This window comes from Pseudomonas sp. NBRC 100443 (assembly GCF_030268185.1).
Lineage (GTDB): Bacteria > Pseudomonadota > Gammaproteobacteria > Pseudomonadales > Pseudomonadaceae > Pseudomonas > Pseudomonas citronellolis.
Map to the genome: position 1 here is coordinate 93,526 of NZ_BSQE01000004.1, position 14,156 is coordinate 107,681.

Annotated in this window: 16 protein-coding genes; 9 read left to right on the forward strand and 7 right to left on the reverse strand. The window is 66.5% G+C overall.

Going from position 1 to position 14,156, the window contains the following annotated elements; translation table 11 throughout:
- Positions 1 to 43: 43 nt before the first annotated feature.
- Positions 44 to 811 carry a DUF975 family protein gene (locus tag QSJ95_RS06675; protein WP_009615825.1) on the reverse strand — a complete coding sequence of 256 codons (768 nt, stop codon included), beginning with the start codon at positions 809 to 811 and terminating at the stop codon, positions 44 to 46.
- 116 nt (positions 812 to 927) lie between these two features.
- Here QSJ95_RS06675 and sbcB point away from each other — a divergent pair, with 116 nt between their 5' ends.
- The gene (sbcB, locus tag QSJ95_RS06680) at positions 928 to 2,361 is read left to right on the forward strand and encodes an exodeoxyribonuclease I (protein ID WP_285641005.1); all 1,434 of its coding nucleotides are present in this window, start codon (positions 928 to 930) and stop codon (positions 2,359 to 2,361) included.
- A gap of 83 nt (positions 2,362 to 2,444) precedes the next feature.
- Here the strand turns inward: sbcB and mvaT are convergent, their stop codons facing one another.
- Positions 2,445 to 2,819 carry a histone-like nucleoid-structuring protein MvaT gene (gene mvaT / locus QSJ95_RS06685; protein ID WP_009615827.1) on the reverse strand — a complete coding sequence of 125 codons (375 nt, stop codon included), beginning with the start codon at positions 2,817 to 2,819 and terminating at the stop codon, positions 2,445 to 2,447.
- A 251-nt stretch (positions 2,820 to 3,070) separates the two neighbouring features.
- On the opposite strand from mvaT, the gene purU reads away from it, so the two are divergent.
- The 3 genes from purU to QSJ95_RS06700 all read left to right on the forward strand — a co-directional run bounded on the left by purU (position 3,071) and on the right by QSJ95_RS06700 (position 5,303).
- Entirely contained in the window at positions 3,071 to 3,922 is an 852-nt protein-coding gene (purU, locus tag QSJ95_RS06690) for a formyltetrahydrofolate deformylase (RefSeq protein WP_009615828.1), read from the forward strand.
- Between the two features lie 185 nt (positions 3,923 to 4,107).
- Positions 4,108 to 4,293, forward strand: coding sequence for a hypothetical protein (locus QSJ95_RS06695; RefSeq protein ID WP_043314071.1), 186 nt, complete (start codon positions 4,108 to 4,110; stop codon positions 4,291 to 4,293).
- Between the two features lie 26 nt (positions 4,294 to 4,319).
- Positions 4,320 to 5,303: a zinc-dependent alcohol dehydrogenase family protein gene (locus QSJ95_RS06700; protein ID WP_285641009.1), complete on the forward strand. Its 984-nt coding sequence runs from the start codon at positions 4,320 to 4,322 to the stop codon at positions 5,301 to 5,303.
- A gap of 291 nt (positions 5,304 to 5,594) precedes the next feature.
- Here QSJ95_RS06700 and gpgF read toward each other — a convergent pair whose 3' ends face one another.
- From gpgF to upp, 3 genes are all read right to left on the reverse strand, one after another.
- Positions 5,595 to 6,596 (reverse strand): glucosaminyl phosphatidylglycerol flippase, encoded by a 1,002-nt coding sequence (gene gpgF, locus QSJ95_RS06705; RefSeq protein WP_043273284.1) that lies wholly within the window; start codon positions 6,594 to 6,596, stop codon positions 5,595 to 5,597.
- A 210-nt stretch (positions 6,597 to 6,806) separates the two neighbouring features.
- The gene (locus QSJ95_RS06710; RefSeq protein WP_285641010.1) at positions 6,807 to 8,096 is read right to left on the reverse strand and encodes a uracil-xanthine permease family protein; all 1,290 of its coding nucleotides are present in this window, start codon (positions 8,094 to 8,096) and stop codon (positions 6,807 to 6,809) included.
- A 3-nt stretch (positions 8,097 to 8,099) separates the two neighbouring features.
- Positions 8,100 to 8,738 carry a uracil phosphoribosyltransferase gene (upp, locus tag QSJ95_RS06715; protein ID WP_285641012.1) on the reverse strand — a complete coding sequence of 213 codons (639 nt, stop codon included), beginning with the start codon at positions 8,736 to 8,738 and terminating at the stop codon, positions 8,100 to 8,102.
- Positions 8,739 to 8,954: 216 nt separating this feature from the next.
- Here upp and QSJ95_RS06720 point away from each other — a divergent pair, with 216 nt between their 5' ends.
- Together QSJ95_RS06720 and QSJ95_RS06725 are read left to right on the forward strand one after the other, a co-directional pair.
- Positions 8,955 to 9,512 (forward strand): hypoxanthine-guanine phosphoribosyltransferase, encoded by a 558-nt coding sequence (locus QSJ95_RS06720; protein WP_009615834.1) that lies wholly within the window; start codon positions 8,955 to 8,957, stop codon positions 9,510 to 9,512.
- A gap of 3 nt (positions 9,513 to 9,515) precedes the next feature.
- Positions 9,516 to 9,992: a WbuC family cupin fold metalloprotein gene (locus tag QSJ95_RS06725; protein WP_043314067.1), complete on the forward strand. Its 477-nt coding sequence runs from the start codon at positions 9,516 to 9,518 to the stop codon at positions 9,990 to 9,992.
- A 393-nt stretch (positions 9,993 to 10,385) separates the two neighbouring features.
- Here the strand turns inward: QSJ95_RS06725 and QSJ95_RS06730 are convergent, their stop codons facing one another.
- Positions 10,386 to 10,550 (reverse strand): hypothetical protein, encoded by a 165-nt coding sequence (locus QSJ95_RS06730; RefSeq protein WP_285641015.1) that lies wholly within the window; start codon positions 10,548 to 10,550, stop codon positions 10,386 to 10,388.
- Positions 10,551 to 10,693: 143 nt separating this feature from the next.
- Between QSJ95_RS06730 and QSJ95_RS06735 the strand changes: the two genes are divergently transcribed.
- The 3 genes from QSJ95_RS06735 to QSJ95_RS06745 all read left to right on the forward strand — a co-directional run bounded on the left by QSJ95_RS06735 (position 10,694) and on the right by QSJ95_RS06745 (position 12,159).
- Positions 10,694 to 11,179, forward strand: coding sequence for a hypothetical protein (locus QSJ95_RS06735; RefSeq protein ID WP_009615837.1), 486 nt, complete (start codon positions 10,694 to 10,696; stop codon positions 11,177 to 11,179).
- A gap of 81 nt (positions 11,180 to 11,260) precedes the next feature.
- The gene (locus QSJ95_RS06740; protein ID WP_009615841.1) at positions 11,261 to 11,548 is read left to right on the forward strand and encodes a PA4642 family protein; all 288 of its coding nucleotides are present in this window, start codon (positions 11,261 to 11,263) and stop codon (positions 11,546 to 11,548) included.
- Between the two features lie 209 nt (positions 11,549 to 11,757).
- A complete protein-coding gene (locus QSJ95_RS06745) occupies positions 11,758 to 12,159 on the forward strand; it encodes a VOC family protein (RefSeq protein WP_009615843.1) in 402 nt (133 codons plus the stop codon).
- Between the two features lie 61 nt (positions 12,160 to 12,220).
- Here QSJ95_RS06745 and mqo read toward each other — a convergent pair whose 3' ends face one another.
- Positions 12,221 to 13,705 (reverse strand): malate dehydrogenase (quinone), encoded by a 1,485-nt coding sequence (gene mqo / locus QSJ95_RS06750; RefSeq protein WP_009615846.1) that lies wholly within the window; start codon positions 13,703 to 13,705, stop codon positions 12,221 to 12,223.
- Positions 13,706 to 14,156: the final 451 nt, after the last annotated feature.

The following is a 14,156-nucleotide window of genomic DNA, read 5'->3' on the forward strand; positions in this document are numbered from 1 at the left end:
CCCTGCTAGGCAACCAGGGCGGCGGGCAATTCCGGGCTGTTTCTCAGTTGGCCGGCGGCAAGACGCCGAAGATGGTGCGGTAGAGCACGCCGATGGCGATGAAGGCCAGCGGCAGCGTCCAGACCAGGCCGATGCCCAGGGGGATGGCGCTGAGCAGGAGCATGAGGCCGAGGGTGAAGAACAGCCCGAAGACCTTGAACCAGTGCTGGCTGATGGCCTTGCGCGAGGCCTCCATGGCTTGCCAGGGCGATAGACCGCGCTCGGCCACCAGGGGAACCGCCAGGGCGTAGGCGACCCCCAGGTAGATGCCCGGCAGCAACAGCAGCAGGATGCCCAGATAGAACAGTGCGCTCACCGCCAGGGCGGTCAGGAAGATCGGTGTGAAGCGGCTGAAGTAGACGAAGATTTCGTTGATGGTCGTGGGCTGGCCGGCGGCGCGGCGGATGCCGATCATGTTCAGCCCGACCAGTAGCGGGGAACAGAGGGCACTGGAGATGACACCGACGCTGACCTCCAGCGCCTCGTTGCCGAGCGGCGCCGCACCGCCCATGGCGAGGTGGGCGAAAGACAGGATGAAGCCCAGGACGAAGCCGGTCAGGTTGACCGCCACAAAGTAGACGATGGCGCCGGCGATCAGGGTGCCCTTGCTGCCTTTGACGAGGCGCCAGGCCTCGTTGATCAGCCCGTCGACGCTGAAGTTATAGCCGCGTGCCAGGGCCTCCTCGATGCCGGGGGCGCTCGGCCCCGAGGCTGGCTGCTGCAACTGGCTGGCCGGTGTCGCGTAGGGGTTCTGTTCGAATTCCTGGTTCATATGAGCCAATCCCTGGTGATGTGAAAGAAACCGCGCCTACACCATAACCCATACCGAGGTTCCGGGCAGCCCGCAGGGGGATGGTAGACTGCCCGGCCAGGCCAAGGGAGAGCGTCATGACCGCCAGCATCTTCTGGTACGACTACGAGACCACCGGCATCGACCCGCGCCGCGACCGCCCGTTGCAGGTCGCCGGCATCCGCACCGACGAGGCGCTCAACGAGATCGAGGCGCCGCTGAATTTCTATTGCCGCCCCAGCGACGACATCCTGCCGCACCCGGCGGCCTGTCTGATCACCGGCATCACCCCGCGGCGCCTGGAAGAGCAGGGCCTGGGCGAAGCCGAGTTCATGACCCGCCTGCACGCCGAGCTGTCGCGCCCGGGCACCTGCGTTGCCGGCTACAACACCCTGCGCTTCGACGACGAAGTCACGCGCTACAGCCTCTACCGCAACTTCTTCGACCCCTACGCCCGCGAATGGCAAGGTGGCAACAGCCGCTGGGACCTCATCGACCTGGTGCGCACCGCCTACGCGCTGCGCCCGGAAGGCATCCAGTGGCCGCTGAACGATGAGGGCGTGGTCACCCTGAAGCTGGAGCGCCTCACCGAGGCCAACGGCCTGGAGCACGGCCAGGCTCACGACGCGCTGTCCGACGTGCGCGCGACCATCGCCATGGCCCGGCTGCTCCGCCAGCGCCAGCCCAAGCTCTACGACTTCCTCTACCGCCTGCGCGGCAAGCACGCGGTGCTCGACCAGGTGCAGCTGCTCAAGCCGCTGGTGCACGTGTCCGGGCGCTTCTCGGCGGCGCGCAGCTTCCTGTCGCTGGTGCTGCCGCTGGCGTGGCATCCGCGCAACCGCAACGCCCTGATCGTCTGCGACCTGGGGCTGGACCCGGCGCCGTTGCTGGAGCTGGATGCCGAGGCCCTGCGCCAGCGCCTGTACACCCGCCGCGAGGAACTGGGCGAGGGCGAGCTGCCGGTGCCGCTGAAGCTGGTGCACGTCAACCGCTGCCCGGTGCTGGCGCCGCTGGCTGTGCTGCGCGAGCAGGACCAGGCGCGCCTGGGCATCGACCTGGCGGCCTGGCAGGCGCGCGCGCAGGTGCTGGTCGAAGGCAAGCCGCAGTGGCAGGACAAGCTGGCCGCGATATATGAACAAGAGAACTTCCCCGGCGTCGCCGATCCGGAACAGCAGCTATATGACGGTTTTATCGGCGACCGTGACCGGCGGCTCTGCGAACAGGTACGCCAGGCGGACCCCGTGCGCCTGGGACGAGAACAATGGCCATTCGACGATCCGCGCCTGGTGGAACTTCTGTTCCGTTATCGCGCGCGGAATTTTCCGGAAACTTTGTCTACGGCCGAGCAGGAACAATGGCGGGAGTTCTGCCGTTGCCGGCTGATGCTCGACGAGTACGGCGCGCCCAATACCCTCGCGAACTTCGAAGTGGCTCTGGCCGAACAGCTCGAAAATACTGGGCTGCAGGGCAGGGCATTGCTGCAGGAGTGGCAGGCATATGCCGCGGCCTTGCGTCAGCGTTATTGCCTTTAGTGTTCCGCGAGTTCTTCGCGGGCAATAAAAAACGCCAGCCGAAGCTGGCGTTTTCGCAATGCGCGTGACGCGGCGGGGCGGGCTCAGCCCAGCAGGGTGGCCCAGCTCTCGACGGTGTCGGCGCCCCACTTGGCCTTCCATTCCTTGAGCGTCTTGTGGTTGCCGCCCTTGGTTTCGATGACTTCGCCGTTATGCGGGTTCTTGTATTGCTTGACCTTGCGCGCGCGCTTGCTGCCGGTGGCCTTGGCGGCACGCGGGGCCTTGCTCAGTTTGGCGTCCGGATCGAGCAGCGCGAGGATGTCGCGCAGGGACTTGCCATAGCTGCCCATGAGCGTGCGGAGTTTCTCTTCGAACTCCAGTTCCTTCTTCAGCTTGTCGTCCTTTTCCAGGGACTTGAGGCGCTCTTGAAGTTCCTTGATGGCTTCTTCGGTGGCGCGGTACTCATTGATCAGTGACATGTCGGCGTACCTTGTCTTGAGGTCAAGCGTTGCTGGAATATTAGTACTCCCAATAATAGTCAGCCGATTTGTTCGAGTAAACCATTGGATAAAGTTTTCTGGCTACTTAACGTAATATTTAAGTTGCTTCGATAGACGTATTGTCCGCGCACTTAAATCAGGACCTGTCCGAATGTCCCTTGGCGGCGGTCGCGGTTTTCCCGGGCAGCCGCTAGAATGGCGGCCTTCGCGAAGTATCTGGAGCCACACCCATGCGCACTTTCCGACTGGTGATCGCCTGTCCCGACGGGGTCGGCATCGTCGCCAAGGTGAGTAATTTCCTGGCCACTTACAACGGCTGGATCACCGAGGCCAGTCATCACTCCGACAACGACAACGGCTGGTTCTTCATGCGGCACGAGATTCGCGCCGACTCCCTGCCGTTCGACCTCGACGGGTTCCGCCAGGCCTTCGCCCCCATCGCCCGCGAGTTCAACATGGTTTGGCGCATCACCGACTCGGCGGTGAAGAAGCGCGTGGTGCTGATGGCCAGCCGCGAGTCGCACTGCCTGGCCGACCTGCTGCACCGCTGGCACAGCGGCGAGCTGGACTGCGAGATCCCCTGCGTGATCGCCAACCACGACGACCTGCGCAGCATGGTCGAATGGCACGGCATCCCCTACTTCCACGTGCCGGTGGATGCGAAGAACAAGCAGCCGGCCTTCGACGAGGTGTCGCGGCTGATCGACGAGCACCAGGCCGACAACGTGGTGCTGGCGCGCTACATGCAAATCCTGCCGCCGGACCTGTGCCAGAAGTACCGCCACCAGGTGATCAACATCCACCACAGCTTCCTGCCCTCGTTCATCGGCGCCAAGCCCTACCACCAGGCTTCGCTGCGCGGCGTGAAGCTGATCGGGGCGACCTGCCACTACGTCACCGAGGAACTGGACGCCGGCCCGATCATCGAGCAGGACGTGGTGCGCGTCAGCCACCGCGACAACGTCGAGGAAATGGTGCGCCTGGGCAAGGACGTGGAAAAGATGGTGCTGGCGCGCGGTTTGCGCTATCACCTGGAAGACCGCGTGCTGGTGCACGATAACAAGACCGTGGTGTTCGACTGAGGACCTGTCCACGATCTGCTGCGCGTCGGCATAACGGCGTTAAAAACAGGCGAGCGATGCTCATTTAGCGGACTAAACTGCGCTCTCTCGCCTGTTTCTGCCTTGTTCTGCTCTAGCTCGCGAGATCGTAAACAGGCCCTGAGCCGCGTCGGCCGGGCGAACCCGCATTGCAGGAGAGCCCGGCCATGTCCGACGAGAAAGCCCCCGGCACAGCCACCCCGCCGCCCACCCTGGGCGAGGGCTGTACCAGCCGCTACGACATCGATGCGCTGAGCGAGGAGGACGGCACCGAGTTCCCCGGCGCCGCCGAACTCTGGCGCGAACTGCAGGACGACGGGCCGCGCCCCGAGGCGCCGCCGAAGAAACCCTAGCCGATTCGCCCGTGTGGAGGTGACCTATGCGCGCCATGCTGCTCGAACAGGTGGGCCAGCCGCTGCGACTGCGCGAGCTGCCCGTGCCGCAACCCGGCCCGGCTGAGCTGCGCGTGCGCGTGGCGGCCTGCGGGGTGTGCCGTACCGACCTGCACGTGGTCGACGGCGAGCTGCCGGCGGTGCCCCTGCCGGTGATCCCCGGGCACGAGATCGTCGGTTACGTCGATGCCCTGGGCGCAGGCGTCGAGGGTTTCACCCTGGGCCAGCGGGTCGGCGTGCCCTGGCTGGGGCATACCTGCGGTCACTGTCCGCCCTGTACCCGCGACCAGGAAAACCTCTGCGACGCGCCGCAGTTCACCGGCTACACCCGGCCGGGAGGCTATGCCGAGTACGTGGTGGCCGATGCGCGCTTCACCTTCGCCCTGGGCGAGGCGGGCGACGACGCCGAGCTGGCGCCGTTGCTCTGCGCCGGGCTGATCGGCTGGCGCTCGCTGGTCAAGGCCGGCGACGGCCGGCGCCTGGGCCTCTACGGCTTCGGCGCAGCGGCGCATATCGTGTTGCAGGTGGCGCGCTGGCAGGGGCGCGAGGTCTATGCCTTCAGCCGTCCCGGCGACTACGCCGCCGAGGCTTTCGCCCGCTCGCTGGGCGCCGTCTGGGCCGGGCCGTCCGACCAGGCGCCGCCGCAGCCGCTGGACGCGGCGATCATCTACGCCCCGGCCGGCGAACTGGTGCCCGCCGCGTTGCGTGCCGTGCGCAAGGGTGGCCGGGTGGTGTGCGCCGGCATCCACATGAGCGACATTCCGAGCTTCCCGTATTCGATCCTGTGGGGGGAGCGTGAGCTGGTTTCGGTGGCCAACCTGACCCGCCGCGACGGCCTGGAGTTCTTCCCCGTCGCCGCCCGGGCCGGGGTGCGCACCGAGGTGCAGTGCTACCCGCTGGAGCAGGCCAACCAGGCTCTGGACGATCTGCGCCACGGGCGTTTTCAGGGCGCGGCGGTGTTGGTGCCGTAAGGGGGCAGCGGGATACCCCGGCTTTTCGTGGGAACGAGCCGTGCCTGCCTGTGCGGTAGGCGCAACTGTCTTGCCGACTGCGCCGAGGTGCTTTTCGTAGGATGGGTTGAGCTTGCGATACCCATCGGACCATGGCGATGGGTTTGCCGGACGGTGTAGGAGCGGATCTTATCCGCGAAACGCGCCGGTGGTTCCGGCTATCGCGGACAAGGTCCGCTCCTACACCTTCCCATCCGCGCCATTCCCCTGTAGGAGCGCGCCCTGCGCGCGAAATCGCCGGCAGGGCCGGCGCTAGGCGTCGCGGTTGCGCAGGCCGATCAGGCGGCGCAGCAGCGGGCGTCCGGCCATGATGGCGAACACCGGCGCGCCCGCCACCAGGTAGAAGTAGTAGGTCACCACCCGCCAGACCAGGATGGCCGCGGCCGCGGTCGGCTTGCCCACCAGCGGGCTGAGCATCGCCAGCGAGGTCAGCTCGGTGCCGCCGGCGCCGCCCGGCAGCAGGGTGGCCAGGCCGGCGGCCAGGGACAGCAGCTGGATCAGGAAGGTCCAGGCCCAATGCAGCTCCACGCCCATGGCCTGGAGGATCAGGTAGAGCACCGAGAAGCGCAGCAGCCAGTGGCTGCTGGTGAGCAGGAACACCAGCGCCAGGCGCCTGCGCGGCTGCTTGAGGCTGGTGGCGATGCTGTCGCGGAAGTGCAGCAGCTTGCGCGCCCAGTGCAGGCGCCGCCGCGGCTTGACGCCCAGGCGCGCCAGCAGGCGGCCGTTGGCGCGGATCACACGGCGCTGGAAGCGCGCCAGCAGCACCACGCCGAACAGGATGCCGCCCAGCAGCACGGCGCTGACCAGCAGCGAGGATTCCAGGTTCGGGCTCAGGCTGTGGGACAGCGTGTAGCACAGCACCACCAGCAGGGCGCTGAGGAAGAACAGCAGGTCGCTCAACTGGTCGACGGCGAAGATCGCGCTGCTCTGCGCCGGGCGCAGGCCGCGGCGGGCCAGCAGGGCCATCAGCGTCAGCGGCGCGCCGCTGCCGCCGGGGGTGGCGTAGAAGGCGAATTCCGAGGCCATGATGATGCCGATCGACTGCCGCTGGCTCAGCGGCCCGGCGCGGCCGGCCAGCAGCACGCGCAGCTTCTGGGCGTTGATCAGCCAGCACAGCAGGATCATGCCGAGCAACAGCAGCAGGTTGTCCAGCGGGAAGCTCGCCAGTTGCTCGAGCATCGGCCGGCCACCCAGCACCAGCGGCACCAGCGAGGCGCCGAGCAGGGCGATCAGCAGCCACCAGGCGCGGCTCATGGCCGGGCCTCGCGGCGAGTGGGGCGCGCTCCGTTCGGGTCGGGGCGCAGGATGTTGCGGCAGACGAAAATGACGGTTACCTCCGGGACTGTGCGCTTCCCTCTTCTGTGGACTACCGCTTCGGGCAGGCGTTCGCAGTCGCTGAGGGGAGTCTACGGCAGCCTCGGCAGTGGCGCCCCGGTCCTTTCGTCGGTCCGGGGCATCCGGGGCTCACGGGTGTTCGGTTTCCTTGGCGCCTTCCTCCAGCGCCTTGTTCTGCCAGCCTTCCTCGCCGGGCAGGATCAGGTTCAGGACGATGGCGACGATGGCGCACAGGGCGATGCCCTTCAGGCCGAAGTCGTCCGGGCCGGTGCCCGAGCCGATCAGCACGCCGCCGATGCCGAACACCAGTGTCACCGAGACGATGCACAGGTTGCGCGCCTGGGACAGGTCGACCTTGTGGCGGATCAGGGTGTTCATGCCCACCGAGGCGATGGTGCCGAACAGCAGGCAGAGGATGCCGCCCATCACCGGCACCGGGATGCTCTGCAGGATGGCGCCGAACTTGCCGACGAAGGCCAGGCCGATGGCGAACGCCGCCGCCCAGGTCATGATCTTCGGGTTGTAGTTCTTGGTCAGCATCACCGCACCGGTGACTTCGGCGTAGGTGGTGTTCGGCGGGCCGCCGAACAGGCCGGCGGCGGAGGTGGCGATGCCGTCGCCCAGCAGGGTGCGGTGCAGGCCCGGGGTCTTCAGGTAGTTCTTGCCGGTCACCCCGCCCACGGCGATCACCCCGCCGATGTGCTCGATGGCCGGGGCCAGGGCCACCGGGACGATGAACAGGATGGCCTGCCAGTTGAATTCCGGCGCGGTGAACTTCGGCAGCTCCAGCCAGGGCGCGGCGACGATCTTGGCCACGTCGACCACACCGAACATGAACGACAGCGCGTAGCCCACCAGCACGCCGCTGATGATCGGCACCAGGCGCAGCATGCCCTTGCCGAACACCGCGACTATCAGGGTGGTGATCAGCGCCGGCATGGAGATCAGCATGGCGGTGCGGTAGGGGATCAGCTCGGTGCCGTCGCCGGCCTTGCCCATGGCCATGTTGGCGGCGATGGGGGCCATGGCCAGGCCGATGGAGATGATCACCGGGCCGATCACCACCGGCGGCAGCAGGCGGTCGATGAAGCCGGTGCCCTTGATCTTCACCGCCAGGCCCAGGAAGGTGTAGACGAAGCCGGCGGCGACCACCCCGCCCATGGTCGCGGCCAGGCCGAACTGGCCCTTGGCGAGGATGATCGGAGTGATGAAGGCGAAGCTGGAGGCCAGGAACACCGGCACCTGGCGCCCGGTCACCAGCTGGAACATGAGGGTGCCGAAGCCGGCGGTGAACAGCGCCACGTTCGGGTCCAGGCCGGTGATCAGCGGCATCAGCACCAGGGCGCCGAAGGCGACGAAGAGCATCTGCGCGCCGGCGATGACCTGGCGCCACAGCGGGTCGTTGAATTCATCGGCCATGGATCAGTTTTCCTTCTGCTTGGTGCCGAAGATCTTGTCGCCGGCATCGCCCAGGCCGGGGATGATGTAGCCGTTTTCGTTCAGCCCCTGGTCGATCGAGGCGGTATAGATGATGACGTCCGGGTGCGCCTCGGCCACCGCCTTGATGCCCTCGGGCGCGGCCACCAGCACCATGGCGCGGATTTCCTTGCAGCCGGCCTTCTTCAGCAGGTCGATGGTGGCGACCATGGAGCCGCCGGTGGCCAGCATCGGGTCGATGATCAGCGAGCGGCGCTCGGCGATGTCCGGCGCCAGCTTCTCCAGGTAGGTGTGCGCCTGCAGCGTCTCTTCGTTGCGCGCCACGCCCACGGCGCTGACCTTGGCCCCGGGGATCAGGCTGAGCACGCCGTCGAGCATGCCGATGCCGGCGCGCAGGATGGGCACCACGGTGATCTTCTTGCCGGCGATCTTCTCCACCTGCACCGAGCCGGCCCAGCCGGGGATCTCGTAGTTCTCCAGCGGCAGGTCGGCGGTCGCCTCGTAGGTCAGCAGGGCGCCCACTTCCTGGGCCAGCTCGCGGAAATTCTTGGTGCTGATATCGTGGCGGCGCATCAGTCCGATCTTGTGGCGGATCAGGGGATGGCGAATCTCGTGCACGGGCATGGACGGGGTCTCCGGGAGAGGGCTGGCAAAAAATTGCGGTAGCGTAAAGCATCTTAGGGGCAGTTGGCAGTCGGTGCGCGACAAATAGCCGCCGGCCGCCTACTGCCGGAACCCGCCTGGCCTGGCGCGGGATTGTCGGCGACTTTCGTCCGCCGGTACTTGCTCCAGGGCAGAGGGATGGGTACCTTTGCGCACTTTTTCCGGGAGAGCCCGCCAATGTCCGTCGATCTCGCGCACATCCGCCAAGTCATGGCCGAAGCCGATTGCCTGTACAACGACGCCGAAGTGGACGCCGCCATCGGTCGCGTCGCCCAGGCGATCAACGCGGACCTGGCCGAGCGCAACCCGGTGGTGTTCTGCGTGATGAACGGCGGGCTGATCTTCTCCGGCAAGCTACTGCCGAAGCTGGACTTCCCGCTGGAGCTGTCCTACCTGCACGCCACCCGCTACCGCAACGAGACCACCGGCGGCGAGCTGTTCTGGAAGGCCAAGCCGGAAATCTCCTTCATCGACCGCGACGTGCTGATCGTCGACGACATTCTCGACGAAGGGCACACCCTCTCGGCGATCATCGACTTCTGCCGCCACGCCGGCGCCCGCGAAGTGCACACCGCGGTGCTGATCGACAAGGACCACGACCGCAAGGCGCGCCCGGACCTGAAGGCCAACTACGTCGGCCTGTCCTGCGTGGACCGCTACATCTTCGGCTACGGCATGGACTACAAAGGCTACTGGCGCAACGCCCCGGGCATCTTCGCCGTCAAGGGCCTCTGAGCCGTGGCCGGGCCGCGTTTCCTCGACCAGGCCCTGTTCGCCGGGCTGGCCGGTCAGGCGGCCGCCAGCCCGCGCCGCCGCCAGCACCACAACCTGCATGCGATGGAGGAGCCCTGCCATCGCCTGCTCAATGCGCTGCAGCCGGACACCTACGTGCAGCCGCACTGCCACCGCAGCCCCGACAAGGCCGAGAGCATCATCGTGCTCAAGGGACGCCTGGGCCTGCTGATCTTCTCCGAGGCCGGCGAACTGCTCGCCACCCGCGAGCTGTCGCCCGAAGGCGACTGCCCCGGCGTGGACCTGCCGCCGGGCACCTTCCACGCCCTGGTGGCGCTGGCGCCGGACAGCCTGATCTTCGAGTGCAAGGCCGGCCCCTACCAGGCCCTGGCCGACGACGAACGCGGCGCCTGGGCCCCGCGCGAGGGCGAGCCTGGCGCGGCTGAATATCTGGCCTGGATGCGGGCGCAGTTCCCCGCCTGAGTGCGAGGCTTTTCGCCGCAGGTGGTGTTCCCGCAGACCTCCTGGGGCGGCGGCAAGGCCAGCGGCATAGGGCGCGAGCTGGGGGCCGGGGGCTGTCGGCGTTCCTCGGCATCAAGCACATCACCGCGCCGCGCTGACACATCGTAGGAAGCACGGTCTTGCAGGCTGCGCCGAGATGCTCTTCGTAGGATGGGTTGAGCTTGCGATACTCATCGGGCCATGGTGATGGGTATCGCTTCGCTCAACACCATCCTACGGGGGTTCTGTGTTTGCCGGAGGGCATAGCAATGTAGGGCGCATAGCGCCTACGCCCGTCTTGCAGGCTGCGCCGAGCTCGCCTGCAACGTAGCGGACTTTGTCCGCGATAGCCGGATTCCTGAGCGTGTTTAAAGGCTAGGGCAGGGACACGCCATGCACGGCGCAAAGGTCCTCCACCAGCGCCTGCAGGGCCTGGTTGTGGCCCGCATCGTCGCGCAGCAGCGGGCTGTGCTCGATGCCGTAGCCGAGCCGTTCGGCGAGCAGCGGGCGCAGGTCGAGCTCGTAAACGTTGTGCAGCATGGGGCCTCTGCCTCCGTCTGGCGGCATGTGAGCGAGCGAATGCATCGAATCTTATCGATGCGTGAAAGCCCCCACCACGTACCTGTACGAGTGCCGCCGGGCCCGTGCTAGAGTGCCGGACGAGTTTTCCCGCGGGGTTCACGATGACGTTGCGCCACCTGTTCTGCCTTGCCTTCCTGGCCTTCTCCGGGCCGCTGTTCGCCGCCGCTGCGCCGGTGGCCCATGCCCAGTTCCTGCCGCCGGACGACAACAACCTGCGCGGCGAGGCGCCGGAGCAGCAGCAACTGCTGCAGGTCACCGAATACAGCGTGGTGCTGGGCAACCAGCGCCAGTCCAACCAGCAGCCGATCCCGATCACCACCCCGGCGCTGCTGCGCCTGAAGGGCAAGCCGCTGAACAAGGGCGGCGCCGTGACCCAGGTGCTGATCAGCTTCGACAGCGAGGGCAAGAGCCTGAAGAAGCCCAGCTACGACGCCGCCAGCCGCACCCTGAGCCTGTCCTACCCGGCAGCGTCCTATACCCAGCTGCTCGACCTGCTGCGCCATGGCCCGGTGTTCTGCCAGTTCCTCAGCTATCCCAACGGCCACGTCTGGGCCGACCTGCACAGCGGCGCCGTGCGCCTGCGTTGAGCCGGCGCCCGCCGCGGGGTTACACTGCCCGCCTTTGATGACGGCCGGGCCGTCGACTGGTGCCGTAGAGAGAAGTGAGCGATGCGTAAAGACAAGAAGCAGGTGATTGGCGAAGAGATCGGCGACGAGTCGATCAAGCTGTTCCTCGAGGTCGAACCGGCCGACGACACCCCGCCGTCGCTGCACAAGCTGATCAAGGCCTACCGCGGCCTGCGCATCGACGATTTCGAGCGCTTCGTGAAGTTCTTCGTCGAGGCCGGTTACGACCTCGGCGCGAAGAACGCCAAGGGCGAGGACTTCGTCGCGCTGATCCGCGACCAGCGCCAGGCCGAGCCCTACATCGAGGTGATCGAAGCCGCCCGCGGCTGATCGATCTCGCCGTGAAGAAGCCCGCCGTGTGCGGGCTTTTTCGTGCCTGATGCCTGGCCCCGTAGGATGGGTGGAGCGAAGCGATACCCATCGCCATGGCCGCATGGGTTTCGCAAGCTCAACCCATCCTACGAAGAGCGCATCGGCGCAGATCCCCCGCCCCCCGCCTAGACTTGCAGGTAGAACAACGACAAGGTGAGGACGCCGACATGCATGTACAGCCCTATCTGTTCTTCCACGGCCAGTGCGACGAAGCCATCGCCTTCTACCAGCAGGCCCTCGGCGCGCAGCTCAACGCGCTGATGCGCTACGAGGAGGCACCGGGGCCGCTGCAGGTGCCCGACGGTTGGTGCGAGAAGGTCATGCATGCCAGCCTGCAGATCGGCCAGACCGAGGTGCTGATGTCCGACGGCCGCGGCGAGCACGAGGCGCCGTTCAATGGCTTTTCGCTGCACCTGGCCCTGCACAGCGTGGCCGCCGCCGAGAAGGCTTTCGCCGCGCTGGCCGAGGAGGGGCAGGTGGACATGCCGCTGGAGAAGACCTTCTGGGCGCAGCGCTTCGGCATGCTCCACGACCGCTTCGGCGTCGGCTGGATGATCAGCGCCCGCTGAAGCGAAGGCTGCACAAACGAAAAGGCCCGCCGAATGGCGGGCCTTTTGCGCTGGCGCTGGATCACTGATCCAGCTGCAGCTTCTGCCAGGTGTAGGCGTTGATCTCGCGGTACGCCGAGGCATCGGTCTCCAGCTGCTTCTCGCGGGCCGGGAAGATTTCCTTGAGCTTGGCGCCCCAGGCTTCGGACTTGTACTGCTGCGGGAAGCAGCGCTCCAGCAGGCCGAGCATGATCGATACGGTGACCGACGCGCCCGGGGAGGCGCCCAGCAGGGCGGCGATGGTGCCGTCCTCGGAGGCCACAAGCTCGGTGCCGAACTGCAGGATGCCGCCTTTCTTGGCGTCCTTCTTGATGATCTGCACACGCTGGCCGGCGGTTTCCAGGCGCCAGTCGGCCGGGTTGGCCAGCGGGTAGAACTTGCGCAGGCTTTCCAGGCGCTGGTCCATGGACTGCATGACTTCGCGCACCAGGTAGCGGGTCAGGTCCATGTTGTCGCGGGCGACCGCCAGCATCGGCATCAGGTTGCTGCCGCGCACCGACAGCGGCAGGTCGAGGAAGGAGCCGTGGCGCAGGAACTTGGTGGAGAAGCCGGCGTAGGGCCCGAACAGCAGGGACTTCCTGCCATCGACCACGCGGGTGTCCAGGTGCGGCACGGACATCGGCGGGGCGCCGACCTCGGCCTGGCTGTAGACCTTGGCCTGGTGCTGCTTGACCACCTCGGGGTTGTCGCAGCGCAGCCACTGGCCGCTCACCGGGAAGCCGCCGAAGCCCTTGCTTTCCGGGATGCCGGACATCTGCAGCAGCGGCAGCGCGCCGCCGCCGGCGCCGAGGAAGACGAACTTCGCGCGGATCTTGCGCGACTGGCCGTTCTGGGTGTTCTTGATGTCGACGATCCAGTCCTGGCCGTCGCGCTCAAGGCCCACGACCTTCTGGAAGTAGCTGACCTTCGCGCCGTCCTGCTTGCCCAGGCGGGCCAGCAGCTGGTTGGTCAGGGCGCCGAAGTTGACGTCGGTGCCATGCTCGACGCGGGTGGCGGCGACCTGCTCGTCGGCCGGGCGGCCGGGGATGGTCAGCGGCGCCCACTGGCCCAACTGCTCGCGGTCCTCGGTGTAGACCATGGACTCGAAGGCGTGGTGCTGGCTCAGCGTCTCGAAGCGCTTCTTCAGGAAGGGCACGTCCTTGCCACGGACGAAGCTCAGGTGCGGCACCGGGTTGATGAAGTTGCGCGGATTGCCGAAGCCTTCCTTGTCCACCAGGTGCGCCCAGAACTGCTTGGACACCTCGAACTGGGCGTTGATCTGCACCGCTTTCTTGATGTCGATGGAGCCATCGGCTGCCTGCGGCGTGTAGTTCAGCTCGCAGAGGCCGGCGTGGCCGGTGCCGGCGTTGTTCCAGGGGTTGGAGCTCTCGATGGCTCCGGACTCCTGCAGTTCGACGATCTCCAGGCGGGTGCCGGGTTCGACTTCCTTCAACAGGGTCGCCAGGGTTGCGCTCATGATGCCGGCGCCAACCAGCAGCACATCCAACGCTTCGTGTTCGTTCGCCATTCTCGCTCGCCACACTCTCGTGAAGTAGTGAAAAACCTTCAAATCACGCTCTTATGGAGACGTGAAGCTCAAAGGGGGTCGTCGCTGCGGGCGGGTCCGGACTCGGTACGGAGGGGACTCGCGGCAATCCTTGCCTGAAAGTGTCGTCGCAACGATCGGTACAAAGCGCGGGACCGGTGGCCACGGCGCAATTGGCGACTCTCTAGGAGGGTGTGACAGGCCGACGGGCGCAAGGCTGTCGTGCTGTGGGACCCGATCAGGAGGCGTCCTTATAATCGGGGGGCGATTATAACGACGAAAAGCAAAAAAAGCCCTCGGACTTAGACTTTTTTCCGAGTTCCAGTCACCGTATTTCCTATTTTTGCACCAATATGGTGCGCTATGTCCTTGCGCATGTCACCGCCAAGGAACCTGTAACAAAGTGCCAGCGTCCAAGCTGCAGAGCGCTATC